14 protein-coding genes are annotated in these 17,472 nt (G+C 68.3%); 7 read left to right on the forward strand and 7 right to left on the reverse strand.

All coding sequences use genetic code 11. The features are described 5' to 3' along the window. Positions 1-53: 53 nt before the first annotated feature. Genes ACVWZ7_RS12190 through ACVWZ7_RS12200 form a run of 3 tightly spaced genes read left to right on the forward strand, consistent with a single transcriptional unit; the run spans position 54 to position 3,188 of the window. The gene (locus ACVWZ7_RS12190) at positions 54-1,796 is read left to right on the forward strand and encodes a dihydroxyacetone kinase family protein (RefSeq protein WP_456507986.1); all 1,743 of its coding nucleotides are present in this window, start codon (positions 54-56) and stop codon (positions 1,794-1,796) included. Next, complete coding sequence (locus tag ACVWZ7_RS12195; RefSeq protein WP_456507987.1) at positions 1,793-2,272, forward strand: ribose-5-phosphate isomerase; 480 nt, start codon at positions 1,793-1,795, stop codon at positions 2,270-2,272. The genes ACVWZ7_RS12190 and ACVWZ7_RS12195 overlap by 4 nt, the downstream gene beginning before the upstream one ends. 34 nt (positions 2,273-2,306) lie before the next feature. Then, the gene (locus tag ACVWZ7_RS12200) at positions 2,307-3,188 is read left to right on the forward strand and encodes a cytochrome c oxidase assembly protein (RefSeq protein ID WP_456507988.1); all 882 of its coding nucleotides are present in this window, start codon (positions 2,307-2,309) and stop codon (positions 3,186-3,188) included. A gap of 29 nt (positions 3,189-3,217) precedes the next feature. Here the strand turns inward: ACVWZ7_RS12200 and ACVWZ7_RS12205 are convergent, their stop codons facing one another. The 4 genes from ACVWZ7_RS12205 to ACVWZ7_RS12220 all read right to left on the reverse strand — a co-directional run bounded on the left by ACVWZ7_RS12205 (position 3,218) and on the right by ACVWZ7_RS12220 (position 7,012). Then, entirely contained in the window at positions 3,218-4,354 is a 1,137-nt protein-coding gene (locus ACVWZ7_RS12205; RefSeq protein WP_456507989.1) for a sulfite oxidase, read from the reverse strand. Positions 4,355-4,472: 118 nt separating this feature from the next. Continuing rightward, positions 4,473-5,327 carry an SDR family oxidoreductase gene (locus tag ACVWZ7_RS12210; protein ID WP_344367360.1) on the reverse strand — a complete coding sequence of 285 codons (855 nt, stop codon included), beginning with the start codon at positions 5,325-5,327 and terminating at the stop codon, positions 4,473-4,475. Between the two features lie 4 nt (positions 5,328-5,331). After that, the gene (locus ACVWZ7_RS12215) at positions 5,332-6,336 is read right to left on the reverse strand and encodes an aldo/keto reductase family protein (protein ID WP_091255434.1); all 1,005 of its coding nucleotides are present in this window, start codon (positions 6,334-6,336) and stop codon (positions 5,332-5,334) included. A gap of 40 nt (positions 6,337-6,376) precedes the next feature. Next, positions 6,377-7,012 carry a hypothetical protein gene (locus ACVWZ7_RS12220; protein WP_456507990.1) on the reverse strand — a complete coding sequence of 212 codons (636 nt, stop codon included), beginning with the start codon at positions 7,010-7,012 and terminating at the stop codon, positions 6,377-6,379. A gap of 306 nt (positions 7,013-7,318) precedes the next feature. On the opposite strand from ACVWZ7_RS12220, the gene ACVWZ7_RS12225 reads away from it, so the two are divergent. Then, the gene (locus ACVWZ7_RS12225; protein WP_116766660.1) at positions 7,319-7,708 is read left to right on the forward strand and encodes a YchJ family protein; all 390 of its coding nucleotides are present in this window, start codon (positions 7,319-7,321) and stop codon (positions 7,706-7,708) included. On the opposite strand, the gene ACVWZ7_RS12230 is transcribed toward ACVWZ7_RS12225, so the two are convergent. The 3 genes from ACVWZ7_RS12230 to ACVWZ7_RS12240 all read right to left on the reverse strand — a co-directional run bounded on the left by ACVWZ7_RS12230 (position 7,681) and on the right by ACVWZ7_RS12240 (position 11,159). After that, positions 7,681-8,583 carry a hypothetical protein gene (locus ACVWZ7_RS12230; protein ID WP_456507991.1) on the reverse strand — a complete coding sequence of 301 codons (903 nt, stop codon included), beginning with the start codon at positions 8,581-8,583 and terminating at the stop codon, positions 7,681-7,683. The genes ACVWZ7_RS12225 and ACVWZ7_RS12230 overlap by 28 nt on opposite strands. Before the next feature lie 137 nt (positions 8,584-8,720). Then, positions 8,721-10,667, reverse strand: a complete 1,947-nt coding sequence (locus ACVWZ7_RS12235; protein ID WP_116766782.1) for an acyl-CoA dehydrogenase family protein — start codon at positions 10,665-10,667, stop codon at positions 8,721-8,723. Between the two features lie 153 nt (positions 10,668-10,820). Continuing rightward, positions 10,821-11,159 carry a hypothetical protein gene (locus tag ACVWZ7_RS12240; RefSeq protein ID WP_344367363.1) on the reverse strand — a complete coding sequence of 113 codons (339 nt, stop codon included), beginning with the start codon at positions 11,157-11,159 and terminating at the stop codon, positions 10,821-10,823. Positions 11,160-11,463: 304 nt separating this feature from the next. On the opposite strand from ACVWZ7_RS12240, the gene ACVWZ7_RS12245 reads away from it, so the two are divergent. Genes ACVWZ7_RS12245 through ACVWZ7_RS12255 form a run of 3 tightly spaced genes read left to right on the forward strand, consistent with a single transcriptional unit; the run spans position 11,464 to position 17,443 of the window. After that, complete coding sequence (locus ACVWZ7_RS12245) at positions 11,464-12,936, forward strand: DUF3375 family protein (protein WP_116766657.1); 1,473 nt, start codon at positions 11,464-11,466, stop codon at positions 12,934-12,936. Between the two features lie 2 nt (positions 12,937-12,938). Then, positions 12,939-13,913: a DUF4194 domain-containing protein gene (locus ACVWZ7_RS12250; protein WP_456507992.1), complete on the forward strand. Its 975-nt coding sequence runs from the start codon at positions 12,939-12,941 to the stop codon at positions 13,911-13,913. Then, positions 13,910-17,443 carry an ATP-binding protein gene (locus tag ACVWZ7_RS12255; protein WP_456507993.1) on the forward strand — a complete coding sequence of 1,178 codons (3,534 nt, stop codon included), beginning with the start codon at positions 13,910-13,912 and terminating at the stop codon, positions 17,441-17,443. Before ACVWZ7_RS12250 ends, ACVWZ7_RS12255 begins: the two co-directional genes overlap by 4 nt. Positions 17,444-17,472: the final 29 nt, after the last annotated feature.

The following is a 17,472-nucleotide window of genomic DNA, read 5'->3' on the forward strand; positions in this document are numbered from 1 at the left end:
AACGTCTATTGGACAGAGCGGCAGACGACCGAGTTCAGCTGAGAGAGCCCATCATGACAAGAATCTTTAACGACCCGTCCGATTTCGCCGAGGAAGCCCTTGCCGGCTTCTGCGACGTCCATGCCAACCTGGTCCGCCAGGTGCCCGGCGGCGCCGTCCGCCGGCACCGGCCCCGCCAGCCGAAGGTGGCCGTACTGGCCGGCGGCGGCTCGGGCCACTACCCGGCCTTCGCCGGGCTCATCGGCACCGGCATGGCCGACGGCGCCGTCGTCGGAAACATCTTCACCTCGCCGTCCGCGCAGCAGGCGTATTCCGTTGCCAAAGCCGCGGACAGCGGCGCCGGCGTGGTGTTCACCTACGGCAACTACGCCGGCGACGTCATGAACTTCGGCCTGGCCAGCGAACGGCTGGCCGCCGAAGGGATCCAGGTGGACAACGTGCTCGTGATGGACGACATCGCCAGCGCACCGCCGTCGGAATCCGGCAAGCGCCGCGGCATCGCCGGCGACTTCACCGTCTTCAAGATCATGGGAGCCGCCGCCGAGGCCGGCGAGACCCTGCCCGAGGTTGTCCGCTTGGGCCGCAAGGCCAACGACCTGACGCGCAGCATCGGCAGCGCCTTCAGCGGCTGCACCTTTCCGGGCGCCGACGCTCCGCTGTTCACGCTGGAGGACAAAATGATGGGGCTCGGCCTGGGCATCCATGGCGAGCCCGGATTGTTCGATACCGAACTGCCGCCGGCACGGGAGCTGGGCGAGGAACTGGTGGCGCGCGTGCTTGCAGAGACGCCGCACGGTGCCGGCCCGCGGATTGCCGTGCTCCTGAACGGGCTCGGCTCCACGAAACAGGAAGAGCTCTTCGTGCTGTGGCTGACCGTCGCCCCGCTGCTTCGCGCCGCAGGCTACACACTGGTGATGCCGGAGGTCGGCGAGCTCGTCACGAGCCTGGACATGTCCGGCGTCTCACTGACCGTCACGTGGCTCGATGACGAACTCGAACCGCTCTGGACCGCTCCCGCCGAGACCCCTGCGTACCGGCGGGGCAACGCAGCCCTCCCCGGCGGCGTGGCGGAGGAGCCGACGCCTGCCGAGGACACCACGGCACCGGAGACCTTCACCGCGGCGGACGCTTCACGTGATTACGCGCTGCGCTGCATCGCCGCCCTAACGGCGGCCCGGGACGCACTCCACGACGCCGAGAAATCCCTCGGCGACCTCGACGCCATCGCCGGCGACGGCGACCACGGGCGGGGGATGGTCCGCGGCATTGACGCTGCCTGTGCCGCCGCCTCGGGCGCTGCGTCCCGCGGCGCCGGAGCCGGCGCCGTCCTGGCCGCCGCCGGCGATGCCTGGGCCGACAACGCCGGCGGCACCTCCGGAGTGCTGTGGGGCGCCGGCCTGCGGGCCTTCGGTGAGTCCCTCGGCAACGACCACGCGCCCGAGGCGTCTGAGCTCGCAGCGTCCGTGGCGGCTTTTGCCGCCCGGATCGCGGAGCTCGGCAAGGCCGATGTTGGGGACAAGACCATGGTGGACGCGCTTGTCCCGTTCACCGAGACCTTGAGCCGGCTGGCCGGCGAAGGCGCCGGCGCGGATGCCGGCTGGGCAGCAGCGGCGCGCGAGGCCACCGCCGCGGCGCAGGCCACCGCGGCCCTGCGCCCGCTCAAGGGGCGTGCCCGCCCCCTGGCCGAAAAGAGCGTGGGGACACCGGACCCGGGGGCCACGTCCCTGGCCATGGTGTTCGGCGTGTTCGGTCCACACCTCGCCGGTGTGCGGCAAGCTGCCGGAGCACGCTCATGAGCCCGGCAGGCATCCGGCTCATTGTCGGCGCGGACGAAGCCGGCGTGGACTACAAGGACCAGATCCTGGCGGACCTCCGGACCGATCCACGGGTCGCGGAAGTCATCGACATCGGGGTAAACCGCGACGACGCCCCGGATCAGTTCACCAAGCCGTATCCGTACGTGGGCATCGCCGCGGGGGAACTGATCCGGGACGGGCAGGCAGACCGGGCCATCCTGTTCTGCGGCACCGGAATCGGCGTCGCCATTGCCGCCAACAAGGTGGACGGCATCCGGGCCGCGACCGCCCATGACTCCTTCAGTGTGGAGCGCTCCGTGCTCTCCAACGACTGCCAGGTCCTCACCATGGGCCAGCGTGTTGTCGGGTTGGAGCTGGCACGGCGGCTCGCGCGGGAATGGATCGGCTACACCTTCGATCCCTCGTCCGCCTCCGCGGAGAAGGTCAAGGTGCTCACCGACTTCGAGGGATGCTGAGGGTCTTCCAAGGAAAGGCGCCTATCATGGGCCAGTGCCACCCCTTGATGTAGTCCTCACCGCCTGGCAGATCGACTGGGCTGCCGCTGCCCTCATCAGCGCTTCGGCGGTGCTCTACGCCCTCGGCCTGAAGGCCGCAGCGGCGCGCGGGCACCGCCAGCCCGTATGGCGGACACTGGCGTTCTATCTCCTGGGCCTGGGGTTCCTGACAGTGCTGACGTGCGGGTTCCCGGGCGTCTACAGCGCCCAGCTCCGGTGGGCCTTCACGCTCAAGATTTCGCTGATGCTCTTCGTGGTGCCGCTGCTGGTCGGCCTGGGAAAACCCATCACCCTGGCGCGCGCCGCCCTGCCGCCGGGGGGCGTGAACCGGCTGAATAATGTACTCGCGCACCGCGCCGTGCGGTTTGTGAGCAACTCCATGGCCGCCCCGCTCCTTGGCCTTGCCCTGTTCTCCACTTTCCTTACGCCGGCGTTCTACACCCTCCGCACTGCGCCGTTGGCCGAGTCGCTGCTGACCGTCGGGGTTCCGCTGCTGGGCATGCTGATGGCCCTGCCGATCATCGAGGAAGCGGATTTCCGCCGGTCCAGCGCGTTCTTCATCCTGGAATTCGTGTTTGTCTTCATTGAGCTGCTGGTCGACGCCGTTCCGGGGATCCTGCTGCGCCTCAACGGCCAGGTACTGGATCACGTCACGACGCGGCAGTCTTCACTGGGCTGGTTTCCGGACGCCCTGCGCGACCAGCAGCTGGCGGGCGACGTTCTATGGTTCATCTGCGAGATTGTCGATTTGCCGCTCATCATCCTGATGTTCATCCGCTTCTCGCGCAGCGACAAACGCGAGGCCCGCGGCTTCGATGACCTCACGGACGCGCAACTCGACGAACTGAACGCCGAGCACCTGGGACGCGGCCGCTAGGTCCCGGCCCCGGGGGCACCGCACGCGGTTTACTGCCCGACGGTGACCTTGATCCGCTGGACCACGTTGTTTCCCATCCCCTGGTAGTTCCACACCGGCTCCAGCGGCTGTACCGCGCCGCTGGCATCGGTGGCGCGGCAGCTGAGCTCGTGTTCGCCCGGGTCGGCCACCCACGGCATTGACCAGGCGGACCACGCGAACGGCGCGGGCGGGTGCTCCAGATGGGCCGGAGCCCACTTGCCGTCGATCCCGACGTCGACGCGCTGCACGGCGCCCTGCCCGGACCAGGCCCGGCCGGTCAGCAATACCGGTCCCGGGGGCAGGATCCGGCTGCGGCTGAAAAAGTCCGGAACGCCCGGCGGAACCATCAGCGAACGCACCTTCATCCACGTCACGGGAGTGCCGGCGTCGTCCGCGTCCTCCTGGTAGCGGTACGCCACGGCCTGCTGGAAACCGTCGTAGGGTCTGGTGAGGACCTTGATCGAGGACAACCACTTCACGCTCGCCATGCCGTACCAGCCCGGGACCACCAGCCGGAGCGGATAACCGTGCTGCGGCGGCAGCTCTGCGCCGTTCATCCGGTAGGCGAGCACGACGTCGGGCCGCAGTGCCTCCTCGATCGGGAGGCTCCGGGCGAACTGCTGGCGGACGCCGCCCTGGACCCCGGTGTCCGCTCCGCTGAAGAGCACCTCCACGGCGTCGTCCTCCACGCCGGCCTGGGTCAGCAGATAGGCGAGCGGGACGCCGGTCCACACAGCGGTGCCCACTGCTTCCAGGACCCACGGCTGGCTCAGCGGGCGGGGCCGCAGGAGGGACCGGCCGTTGCCGGCGCATTCGAGCGTGACCGGGATGGTGATGCTGGGAGCCCGAAGCAAAGCCCGGAAACTCAGCTCCAGGGACCGCTGCACGGCGCCGCCGATCTGCAGGTGCCAGTGGTCGGTATCGATGAACGGGATGTCGAAGTGGGTGAGCACATAGTGCAGCCCCGGCGGCGTGGTGTCCTTCCGCAGGGCTTCGAGCGGCATTGAATGGTTCCGCACGGCGAGCTGGAGTTCCTCCGCTGTCAGCGGGCCGTGGGTGGGTTCGCCGGAATGCGGCCGGGGTTTCCCGGCCTGCCGGCGCGGACTCTTCAGGACAGCGGAGTGTCGGGACATTTGCTTTGGCATGGCGCGCTGCGATTCTTATGAAGGCCCAGCCCGTTTTTGGCCGGTGTCACCTGAATTCAGGTCTACGCCGCGCCCCGGACGCCGTCAATACTGGGTTCTGTAAGTCCAGTGCGGCGGCCTACAACGTGTGGGCCTCCGCAAGGAACTGTTCGAGGCTCAGCGGCTCGCGGCCCGTCAGCTCGTGCACGGCGGAGGTGGGGCCCGCCAGTTCGCCGGCCGCGATGGCCGTGTATGTGCTCACCCAGGCGTCCACCTGCCACGGCGGTGCACCGTAGGAGGCGCGGGAGGCATAGGCCTCCTCCAGGGTTTCGTTGTGGAACGTGATGGTCCGGCCGGTTCCGGCGGTCAGGAGTTCCGCGCCGCGGGCCAGCGAGATGTCCTCCGGGCCCGTCAGATCGTAGGTCCGTCCCACGTGCAGGACCGGGTCCCGCAACACGGCGACGGCCGAGCGGGCAATGTCCGCCCGCGCGACGGCGGCCATCACGCCGTCGCCCGCGGGGCCGCGGATGACGCCGTCGTCCCCGGCCAGCAACGGCAGGAAGTCCAGGTAGAAGTTGTCGCGCAGGAACGTGTAGTCCATGCCGGAGGCCTTGATCCGCTCCTCCGTCGCGAAGTGGTCCCGGCCCAGGGTGAACGTGGCGTCCGGCGCCGCCCCGAAGAATGAGGTGTACACAATGTGCCGGACGCCCGCTGCGGCCGCAGCATCGACGAAGGCGTAGTGCTGTTCCAGCCGGTCCTCGGCCTCGGCGGCGGAGACCATGAACAGCGTCGTCGCGCCTGCCAGGGCCGCCTTCGCCTGTTCCCGGTCGGCGTACGTGGTCACAAACGGGACGGCGCCGTCGAGCTCCGGCGCCCGCGCGGCGTCCCGCACCAGCAGCCGCTGCTGACTGCCGGCCCGGGCCAGCAGCCGGGCCACCAGGCCGCCCAGGTGGCCGGTGGAACCGGTGACGGCGAGCTCGGGGGCGTTGGTCATGGCCCTAGGCTTCGCGGGAGGCCGGCGACTTGGTCTGCGCGGGGTCGCGTTCGGCCAGGGCTCCGATGACGCCATCGATCTTGTCCATGATCGCCGGGTCCAGCGTCACGCCCGCGGCCGCCACATTCTTCTCGATCTGCTCCGGCCGGGACGCGCCCATGATGGCCGAGGCGACGTTCTTGTTCTGCAGCACCCAGGCAATGCTGAGTTGGGCCATGGTCAGCCCGGCCTCATCTGCGATCGGCTTGAGCTGCTGGACGCCGGTGAGGACCTCGTTGGACAGCCAGCGCTCGATCATCCGCGAGCCGCCCTTCGTGTCCGTGGCGCGGCTGCCTTCGGGAGCCGGCTTGCCGGGGTGGTACTTGCCGCTCAGCACGCCCTGCGCCATGGGGGACCAGACGATCTGGGACAGGCCCAGCTCTTCCGACGTCGGAATCACCTCGGCCTCGATCACCCGCCACAGCATGGAGTACTGCGGCTGGTTGGAGATCAGCTGGAAGCCCAGTTCCTGGGCAAGGGCATGGCCGTCACGGATCTGGTTGGCAGTCCACTCGCTGACCCCGATATACAGGGCCTTGCCCTGCCGCACGATGTCGGCGAAGGCCTGCATGGTCTCTTCCAGCGGCGTTTCGTAGTCGTAGCGGTGAGCCTGGTAAAGGTCCACGTAGTCGGTCTGCAGCCGCCGGAGGGAGCCGTTGATGGCTTCCATGATGTGCTTGCGGGACAGGCCGAGATCGTTGTGGCCTTTGGGGCCGGTGGGGCCGAACACCTTGGTGAAGACTTCCAGTGACTCCCGGCGTTCATCCTTGAGGGCTTCGCCGAGGACCGTCTCCGCCGCGGTGTTGGCGTAGACGTCGGCCGTGTCGAAGGTGCTGATACCGGCGTCGAGCGCGGCACGGACACACTGGGTGGCGACGTCATTCTCCACCTGGGAGCCATGCGTCAGCCAGTTGCCGAACGTGATTTCTGAAATCTTGAAGCCGCTGTTCCCGAGGTATCTGAATTCCATGGGTTCCAACGTAGCGGACTTGCCCGCCCGGGGTAAGGGCTCAGCCGGCCTTGCGCTCCGGGGCCTGCTGTTTGGCCTTCCCGACCGGAAGGCCGCCGTGCAGCGATACGAGCGAGCCGGTGTCCAGCATGGACTTCGCGGCGGGCATAGGCGGCTTCTTGAAAGCCCGGGGGACGGCGCCGAGCGTCCCGTTGGAGTCCATGGCCGACTCGACGAGGGCTGAGACTTCCGTGATGTCCCGCGCCGGCGCCTTGGGGTTGGGCAGGTCCCGGACGGAGACCCGGACGTCGGGGCCGGCCTCGGCCTTGGCCCTCGCGGCGGCGCGGGCATCGGCCCGGGCCACGGCGGCGGCCCATTCCGGGGACAGCGCAGCTTCCTTCTTGGCGGGGTTCCTGGTTGGGTTCCTAACAGACTTCCCGCCTGTCATGGAAGAACGGGCCGGCTTGGCTGCCGCGGCAGGGCGCCCGGGTTTCGTAGCTGTCGAGGGATTGTCGCGTGTTTCAGGGCGCCTGCCGAGCCCGGCGACGGCCATCACAACAACAGCTACCAGCCGGCCGATCCCGGCAATGACGAGAGTTGCGGCAAACACCAGGAAGAGACCAAGGAACATGACGAACGCCACCCCGAGGGTCCCGAAAAAGGTCAGGTGCAGCGCAATGGTCGTTGGATCTTCCATGTCACCTCTCCTTGCCGTCCTGCTGCAGCGCGGTCCCTACCGCAACCATGTGGCGGGCAGGAGCCGCTCTTAACAATACGTACTTTTCGCCCGGCCACGTGTCGCCGCCGCTGCCCCCGGCGAAGATGTGTCGAAGCCGTTACCCGCGAGCGGGGATCGGCGCCGCGGGGCAGGCGTCTATAGTCAAAGTCAGCCCCGCCGGCGTCGTCCGGCCCGCAGGAAGGACACCTTGTGACGCACACCGCAGCAGCAGATTCAAACCCCGACGGCGCGTCGCCGGCGAACCCTGGTGGGAGCCGGGCGGCCGTGCCGTACGAGGGGAACTGCCCGTGCCTGTCCGGTGAGCAATACGCCGACTGCTGCGGCCGGTTCCACCGCGGGGACGCCGAGGCGCCGACGGCCGAGCAGCTCATGCGGTCCCGGTACAGCGCTTTCGTCGTCCGGGACGAGGAGTACCTCCTGCGCACTTGGCATCCGACCACCCGGCCCGCTGCGCTGGGGCTGGATGCCGACATGCAGTGGCGCCGCCTGGACATCCTTTCCACCAGCCGCGGCGGTCCGCTGGACACCGAAGGTACGGTGGAATTCGCGGCGCACTACCGGCACGACGGCGAACGCGGCGTGCAGCGCGAAACGAGCCGCTTTGTGCGGGAGGGCAGGCGCTGGTACTACCTTGACGGCGTAGTGTCCGGCTGACGTGAGTTTCCGGCGGGGTGTTCTTCGGCCGTAGTTGCCGGCGCGAAACCGGCCCGGTCCACCTTGCGGTGGAAACGCATGCCCGCGAGGCCGCCGAGCACTGCGCCCACCAGGGCAACCACCGCAACGACGACCGCCGCGATAATGCTCATGGTGTTCAGCTCGCCCTCGTTGACCGGAATGCGCGGGAAGCTGTTCAGGTTTGCCAGGATGTTGAAGCGCTGCCCGGCGACCATGCCCAGCACGGCGACCACGATCGCGGCGATCAGGGCCCAGACCCAGACCATGAAGCCCTGCCTGGCGCCGTTGAAGCGCGCCATCCGGCCTGCCACGTACCCGCCGCAGTAGTAGGCGACCAGAAGGATCACCAGCAGCACGATGATGCCGGCCAAGCCGATTGTCTGGTTGCCCGCGGCCTGGTTGACGGCGTCGTTGACGTCGGTGTTGGTGGCCAGTCCGACGGCGGTGCCGCCGGCGGCGACCAGTGCGGTGAGCAGCACGGCAGTGCCCGTGGCGGCCAGCCAACCGAAGAACGCTGAGCCGACCTTGATGCCGCCGAACTGCTCCTTCTCGCGGGCCACGACGGTTTCGCGGGTCGGCGCCTCGGCCACCGCGGTATCACGGAGTGGTTCGTGGACGGGGTGGACCGGTTCACGGACGGGTTCGTCGTGCCGCCGGACGGCCGTCACCGATGTGGCAGGAAACGGGCGCGTGGCATCGGTCCGGTTCGCGCGCGGCGGCGCCTCTTCGACCCGTTCTTCGCGCGTGGCGTCCTGCATGGCGTCATGGATGCGGGGTTCTCGCGGCGAAGCCGTGCCGTCCTCCGGCACGACGCGGCGGGTCGTGTTGTCGTCAGGGCCTGCTGTGCTGCTCATGAGGATTGCTCACTTTCGCTGGTTGACCCGGGCACGGTCAGGGTGCCGGTCTCGGGTCCACCTAACCATGGCGGATTCCGGTTAGCAAGGATGCTTACTATCCGTTGTTGGTACGTCGGGGGTGGCTCAGCGATCTGTCAGCGGTACTTGCGGTGCAGGTCTTCCTTTACCGAGGCGCGTGGGCTGGCGTCCGCGATCCACGGCCCGGTCCCTTCGGACTGGTCAAGGACGCCGGCCTCCAGCCAGGTGTAGTCGCCGCCCAGTGTCTTGCGGGCCAGGGCATGATCGGCGTCGTCGGTATTCCGCCACAACCGGTCGAAGTATTCGTCCACACGCACACGGGCCTGTTCGCAGTATGCCTCGGCGAGTTCGTACGCGGAGGCACCGCGTTCCGGCTGCGTCCGCAGGAGCATCTCGGCGCGGGAACAGCATGCCGCCATGGCAAACAGCTCCGCACCGATGTCCACGATCCGGCCCAGGAATGCCTGCTTGTGCTCGAGCTTGGCCTGCCAGCGGCCCATCCCGTAGAAGGTCTGCCGTGCCAGCCGCCGGGAGGAGCGCTCCACGTACCGCAGCTGCTTGGCGAGCCGGCCGAAGTCGCTGTAGGACCTCGGGTCCATGCCGGCGCCGGCCACGAGCTTGGGCAGCCACTTCGCGTAGAAGCCGGAAGCGCCGACGGCGGCCTTCGCCTTGTCCGACAGGGGGGCGTCTGCCGAGGCGAGGTCTCCCGCGGCGGCCAGGTGCGCGTCCACGGCTTCGCGGGCGATCAGCAGCTTCATGATTTCCGAGGACCCCTCGAAGATCCGGTTGATCCTCAAGTCGCGGAGCTGTTGTTCAGCCGCAACGGCGCGCTCGCCGCGGGCCTCGAGGGAATCGGCCGTTTCAAAGCCGCGGCCGCCGCGGATCTGCACGAGTTCGTCGGCGATCAGGCAGCTGATCTCCGTGGACCACAGCTTGGCCAGCGCCGCCTCGATCCGGACGTCCTTCTGCCCGGCGTCGGCCATTTCCGCGCAGAGTTCGAACACGGCGTCCAAGGCGAAAGTGCTGGCCGCGATGAAGGCGATCTTCTTGCCCACAGCCTCATGCTGGCCGATCGGGCGCCCCCACTGGGTGCGGGCGTTGGACCATTCCCGGGCGATCTTCAGGCTCCACCGGCCCGAGGCGACGCACAGTGCGGGGATCGAGAGCCGGCCCGTGTTGAGGGTGGTGAGGGCGATCTTCAGGCCCTGGCCTTCGCGGCCCAGCCGGTTGGCCGCGGGGACCCTGACCTGATGGAAACGTGTGACTCCGTTTTCGATCCCGCGGAGACCCATGAAGGCGTTGCGGTGCTCCACGGTGATGCCGGGGGTGTCCATTTCCACCACGAATGCGCTGATGCCGCCCTTGTGGCGGGTTCCGTCCGCGTCGGTGTGTGGCGGCACGAGTGCCATGACCACGACGAGTTCGGCGATGACGCCGTTGGTGGTCCACAGCTTGACGCCGTCCAGGACGTACGATGCGCCGTCGTCGGACGGGACGGCGGTGCTGCCCATCCGGGCGGGGTCGCTGCCGACGTCGGGCTCGGTCAGCAGGAACGCGGTGATGGCGCCGGCGGCGCAGCGGGGCAGGTACTCCTTCTTCTGGGCCGGAGTGCCGAAGACCTTGACCGGCTCCGGGACGCCAATGGACTGGTGCGCGGACAGCAGGGCGCCGAGGCTTGGGTGCACCGAGCCCAGCAGTGCCAGAGCGCGGCCGTAGTACACGAGGGTGAGGCCCAGCCCGCCGTATTCCCGGGGGATCTTCATTCCGAAGGCGCCGAGCTCGGCGAGCCCCCGGAGGTATTCGTCCGGAATCCGGGCGTCTCGTTCGATGGTGCGTCCGGACATTGTGCGGCAGTAGTCGGTCAGGCGCGCCATGAACGCCTCACCGCGTTCGACGTCGTCCGCCGGGGCCTCAGGCCACGGGTGGATCAGGCTCAGGTCGAAGCTGCCCAGGTAAAGGCCCTTCGCGAAACTGGGCTGGCTCCAGCTGGTCTCGCGGGCAGCCTCGGCAATGGCCCGCGCGTCGGCGGCAGTTGCGGCGGGGCCGATGTGCTCCGGCGGCACGGGAGAGTCTTGCTCAGGAGAGTCCGGCGTCGGAGTGCCCTGCGCGGGATTTTGGGGAGCGGTGGCGGGGTCTTCAATGGCGGAGCTCACTGGGCATCTCCTCTAACCGGGTGGCCGGCTTGAGCCCTGGATCCGCCTGGGGTGGAGGACCCTTCAGCTGTCCCGCAATACTACTCGCGGGTAAGTGCCTGTGCTAGGGGCGGCCTGCCCCGGATACTCGGCCCGGAAGTCCGTGCCGAAGTCGACCTGGAAATCGCCTGGCAAATCCACCGTGGAGGCGTGGTGGACCAGCCGGTCCCAGCCGTGGTTGATGGCGTGGACCATGCCCACCACCACGACGGCCACGAGGTACCAGGTGAGACGTCCCACGCCCAGCAGAAACATGGCCACAAAGGCGGACACCATCATGAAGAGGCCGATTAACAGGGCAAACACCAAGGTCCCGATGACCACCATCGTGCCCGTCTCCACTGCGCTTAGGTCGAACTGCATTCTTCCCCCTGCACCATCGCTTCGGTTTGAACCAGTAGCCCGAGACTAGGGGGCCGGAGACGTGCTCAACTAGGGTCCTTTGCACATTCCCCGCCTCTTGATACGGGATCGAAATGCTACCGATGCGTAGGTCACGGCGCGGTTGCGGCAGCCCCACCAGTCCCAGGCGTCTCGTCATTCCAGGTCGGGGAGGCCACGATTAATGCGGCCGAAGCCCTGCGTTAACCTTGTAGCTGGCAGTTTTTCGAATCCGCTGCCCCGCAACACCAACCCCAACCAGCCTCTGGCAGCCGAAGGAGAGTGCGTGTCCCGCTCCGCCGTGTCATCAGCCGACGCCATCAGTGCCCGGCTCCGGGACCTCGAACTGCTCACCAAGGGACCCGCCTGGGCCCTCACGCGCTCGGCGCCGTGGGTGATCGCCGTGCTTCAGGCATCCTTTACGCGCACCCGCGCCCAGCTGCCGCTCGAGGAGTTCCACGCCGACGTCGACGCCTTCCTTGAGCAGCTGCGCCGGCAGGCCCCCGGCACGGGAGAGCAGCAGAGCGGCCCGGCCAACGGCACGCCATCCGGCAAGAAGTACGCGGACGAGTGGACCCGCAAGAACTTCCTGACCCGCCGGAACCAGTCGGGTCAGATCGTTTACGAAGTCACCGAACCCGCCGCCCGCGTGCTTGCCTTTCTGGACAGCCTCTCCAGCGAACGGTCCACGCTGAACGGTTCCCGGCTCGGCACCCTGCTGGGCGACGTCGAGAAACTCGCCAACGAGACCAACCCGGACCAGAGCGCGCGGCTCGAATCCCTCGAAGAGGAGATCGACGAGCGCCGCCAGCTGATGGAGGACATCAGCTCCGGGGACTTCGACGGACTTCTCGACGACGACGAGGCCGTGGAAGCCGCCGGCAACATCTTGGACCTCGCCGCAAGCCTGCCCGCGGACTACAAGAAGATGCGTGACCGGATCGAAGAGCTCGTGGGGGACCTTCGCAACCAGATCATCGAGGAATCCCTCAGCAAGGGGGCCACCATGGCCCAGGTGCTCGAGGCCGACAAGCGGCTCCGGCAGAGTCCCGAAGGCCGGACCTTCCGCTCCTTCACCGCGTTCCTGGAGGACCCGCAACAGCAGCTGCGGTTCCGGTCCGCGATCGGCGAAGTCCTGAGCCGTCAGTTCGCGGACGAACTTAGCCACGACGAACGCGAGACCCTCAAGAACCTGGTGGCCGAACTCCGCAGCCAGCACAGCCAGATCCAGAGGATCTACGGCAAGCTCAGCGAGAGCCTCAACACGTACGTCCAGAGCGACGACTTCCGCCAGTCCGTCCGGCTCCGCAAGGTCCTACGGGAGGCTGAGCAGGCCATCCGCTCGCTGCCCTACGAGCGCGAACGTCCCGGCCTGGTCCCCGGCCCGGTGCTGTACAGCGCCGGCTTCGAGTCCCTGGCCATGGTCAAGCTCTTCGACCCGGACGAGTTCGCGGCACCGCCCAAACTGGCCGACCCCATCGCTTTCTCCGACTCGGACCGCGCTCGCTCGCCCCGAACCGCCAAAGCCAAACCGGAAGCCATCCGCGCCGCGCTCGCCGGAGCCTCAACCCTGGCCGAGGCCTGGGCGCAGCTCCCCGCCGGGGAACGCCACATCAACTCCATCCGGGCCCTGCTCTCGCAGACCCTCCACGACGGCGCCGGGTTCGACCGCGAGGCCTGGGGGCCCATCGAATTCGAACAAATCGACGGCACCACCCGCACGGCATTCCTGCCTGTCGTCACGCTCACGAAGGATTGAAGATGACCGAACTCTCCCAAGAAGCGCCTGACGCAGCGGACACGGTGGACACGGCCCCGGAGCCCGCCCCGGCCGCACCGGCTGCATCAGCCGACGAGCCCGCCCAGCACGTCCACGCCGCCCCCTTCACAGTCACCCCGCGGGACACCTTCGTCGACGGCGCCGCGCTCTTCCCGGGCGACACGGGCGTGCTTCCGATGAAGGTCCGGCAGGCGCTCGTGAAGCTCCTCAAGGGCCCGTACATCGACGGCGGCCGCGACGAAAAGCTCTGGACCACGCTTCTGGACAACCAGCTGATCCTGCGCAGTCGCCTCTCCGAGCTCTTCCTGACCCTGCAGCTGGACCACGAGCGCAAGGTCGCCGTCCTGCGCCCCGTGGACCCCGAGGCGATCGGCGGCAACACCCGGTCCAGCATCCTGCGGCAGCAGCGCGCCCTGAGCCGGGTCGAAACCATCGTCCTGCTCCGCCTGCGCCTGCTCCTGGACCGCCACGTCACCGCCCAGACCGACCCTACGATCACGCGCGAGGAAATCGCCGACCTCGTGGCCCACTACCAGCCCTCCGGCCAGCAGGACGCCCTCCGCGACTCCGACGTCGTCAACCGCGCCATCACCAAACTCCTGGCCCGCCAGCTCCTGCTCACCACCGGCCTGGACGAGGTCTACACCATCTCCAACGCCCTCCCCCTGGCCCTCCCGTTCGAGAACATCGGCGACATCCCGGCCCACATCCAAGCCCTGGTAGCAGCCAGCACCGACCAGTCCGGCACGGAACCCCTGATTGAACTCGACGGCGACGCGCCGGCAAGCGCGGAGGACGACACTGACGACGACGGCGATGCCGCCCCGGGAGTGGCATCGGGCCTGTCGGAGCCGGACGGCCTGCTGCTTGCAGCAGAGCCGTCCGGCGAAGGGGCGGGGGCGGCATCGCCGTCGGCGTCCAACGCAACCACGGAAAGAAATGAGGCCAACAAGTGAGCATCGCAACCATGCTGCCGATGGGCGAGCTCACGAACCCCGGCCAGATGCGCCTGGCCCTCGTGCAGGTGGTCAACTGGGGCACGTTCCATGGCGCCCACACAATGCACGTGGACCGCAACGGCACCCTGCTGACCGGCAACTCCGGGGTCGGCAAGTCCACGCTGTTCGACGCCATGCTTCGGGTCTTCGATGCCCGTCCGCGCTCCAATGAAGCCGCGGCACAACGGGTCGGGGGTGCTGTCGAGGACAAGCGCACCACGTTCACGTACATGCGCGGCAAAGTGGGCGACAAGGCGGTCGGGGAGGGCTCGGCAAGCGCCTTCCAGCGCCCCGGGGCGACCTGGTCCGCCGTCGCCCTGACGTTCGACAACGCCGTCGGCACCAAAGTCACGGTCTCGGCGCTGTTCGACCTCCCCAAGAACGGCACGGAATCCAGCGTCGGCCGGTACTACCTGATCGACAACAAGCCGCTGGACCTCGCAGCGATCGAGGGCATCGCGGACAAGCGGTTCACCAAGTCCGCACTGGACGCGATCTTCCCGGATGCCCAGATCTTCGATGTCCACAAGGCGTTCGCCGAACGCTTCCGCCGCCTCCTGGGGATCAACTCGGACCAGGCCCTGCCGCTGCTGCGCGTCATCCAGGCCGGCAAGGGACTCGGCGGCAGCGTGAACACCTTCTTCCGCGATCAGGTCCTCGATGCACCCGCCACGCTGGCCGCCGCCGACGACGTCGTCGAGGAATTCAGCAACCTCATGTCCATCCGGCAGCGCCTCGAGGACGTCCGGCAGCAGCGTGACCAGCTGGCACCCGTCCCCGGGCTGAACAAGGAGTATGCGCAGGCGCTGTTGGACGCGAACCGGCTGCGGGAGCTTTCCGGCGAGGAATTCGAGGCCTACAAGCAGCAGCTCGCCGTCACGGTCCACGAGAAGACCCTGGCCCGGTTGAAGGAGCTCGCCCAGGCCAAAGCCAGCGACCTCGCCGCCGAACGCGCGGTCCGCGACGGCTTCGCCAAGGAGCTTCGGCAACTCGAGGGCGAGTACAACAACCAGGGCGGCAACGCGATCTCCGCGATCGAGCAGTCGCTGGAGAACGCCCGGGTGGGGCTCAAGCTCCGCCAGGAGGTGGAGGAAGCGGCCCGCAGGGCGCTCTCCGACGCCGGACTGGACCTTCAGTGGTCGGCCGCCGGCTGGGACCAGGCCCACGCCCATGCCGCCGCGCGCTCGGCCGAACTCCAGGACGATTCCGAGGCCCTCAGGGAGCTGAGGTTCGAGGCGTTTGACGGCCATGCGACCAAGAAGCGCGAGCTTGCCGCGGCCCAGCAGGAACTGGTGTCGCTGAAGACGCGCAAGTCGCTGCTGCCGCCGTCGAGCATTGAAAACCGCAGCGCCATCGCGGCGGCCACCGGGGTTCCGGAAGAGCACATGCCCTTTGGCGGCGAACTGATCGACCTCGCCGAGGGCCAGGAACAGTGGCGCCCGGCCGCCGAGCGCGCGCTCCGGAGCCTTGCCACAACGCTGCTGGTCCCGGGAGAGCACTTTGCCGCCGTGACCCGGTACCTCAACGACCACTCCGTGCGAGGGGCGCTGCGAGCCGTGGACGTCTCCCGGCCACTGGCCGGCGGTGCACTGGCCGTCGAGGACGTGGCAGACGGCGACCTGCTGACCAAGCTCAGTTTCCTCACCGACGCCGGGCTGCCCGCTGGCCCTCAGGCCCACACGCTGGCGGACGCCAGCGTCTGGCTCCGCGAACGGATTGCGCTCGACTTCGCCTACCCCTGCGTGGAAGACCCGGACGAGCTCGCCGGCCTCGACAAGGGCCTGAGCCTGGGCGGCGTGGTCAAACGCAACCGCCACACGGTGGAAAAGGACGACCGCTTCACGTCCCGCCAGGATTACGTCCTTGGTTTTGACAACGCCGCCAAGCTGGAGCTTGTGGCGGCACAGGTGGAGGACCTGCAGCAGGAGCTGGCCAAGGCCGCCGAGCTCGCGCAAACCCGGGAAGAGTCGCACCAGGGCATGACCCGGCAGTTGGAGGCCCTGCGCCGGGTGGCCGAGGACCACCGGCCCTGGGACCAGGTCTCGGCAGCCGTGGCCGCGGAGGAGCTGGCACGGATCGAGCAGCGCCTCAAGGACGCCCTCGCCGCGCAGGCGGACCTCGAACCGCTGCGGGCCAACATCGAGGCCGTGCGGCAGAAGCACCAGTCCAGCACGGAGGCGGCGGCCGTGCTGCAGAGCGAGTACAAGGCTCTTGATTCGCGGCTGACTGAGGCTGATTCACTGCTCGACGGTGCACGTGACCGGCTGGCGCAGTCGCCGCCCTCGGACACCAGCGCCGCCGCGCTGGAACCGTACTTCACCGGCGTCGGTGACGTCCGGGAAATGTACGAGCTGGACAACCTCGCCAACCAGGTCCGCACCCGGCTCCTGGCCGAACTGCACGCGGCCGAGTCCCGCGGGCAGGCGACCTCGGAGCGTCTCACCCGCATCTTCGAGGGCTTCGTCCGCGAATGGGGCACGGCGATTTCCGCGGACCACGGCACGTCGATCGGCGCCGCGGGGGAGTTCGAATCCCGCTACCACGCGATTGTCAGCGACGGACTGCCCGCCCAGGAGGCCGAGTTCCGGCAGTTCTTCAACCAGCGCACGCACGAATCCTTTAGCACTCTGCTGCACCTGCTGGATGAGGAACGCCGCTCCATTACGAGCCGCATCCTGCCGCTGAACGGCATCCTGTCCGAGGTCAACTTCCACGAAGGCAGCTTCCTGGAACTCGACATCAAGCAGACACTGCCCCCGACGGCGAAGCAGTTCAAGGACGCCATCCAGAACGCGCTCAAGGTCCGGCACACCCGGCCGGGCAAGCCCGCGGCGGCCGGGGCCTCCGGGACGGAGGCGGACGACGACGCCGAGCTCACCAACCGCTACAAGTCCCTCGAAACGCTGGTGAAGCGGCTCGGCTCACAGACCCCGGAGGACCGGCGCTGGCGGGCCGAGGTGCTGGACGTCCGCGGGCACCTGTTCATCCAGTGCAAGGAGCACCGCGAAGTGCAGGGCAGCGGTGCCCGGGGCGCCGGGTCCAAGACGGCAGGTCCCAAGGGGGAAGGGAAGGCCGCGAAGAAGACCGAGGTCTTCATGCACGCGGACACCGGGTCCATGTCCGGCGGCGAGCGGCAGCGCTTCACCGCGTTCATCATGGCCGCGGCACTGAGCTACCAGCTGGGCATCGCCGAGCAGGGCTTCACCACCTACGGCACCGTCATGATGGACGAGGCCTTCGTGCTCGCCTCGGAGGAATTCGCCGGCGCGGGCATCAAGGCCCTGCACGAGTTCGGCTTCCAGCTCCTGCTGGCCGCGCCGGAGAACGTGATCGACCTCTCCCGTCACCTGGGGTCGGTGACGGAGATCCTCCGGGACAAGCGCACCAACCGTTCCGGAGTCCTGACCGCGCCCGTGATTGCTCCGCGTCCGGGAACCGAGGGCACCTGGCGGTCCGAGGCAAACCCGGTGGACATAGTCCTGCGCTGACCCGACGATGCTTGTGCTGGGGCTAAGGG

The organism is Arthrobacter sp. TE12232 (assembly GCF_054062615.1).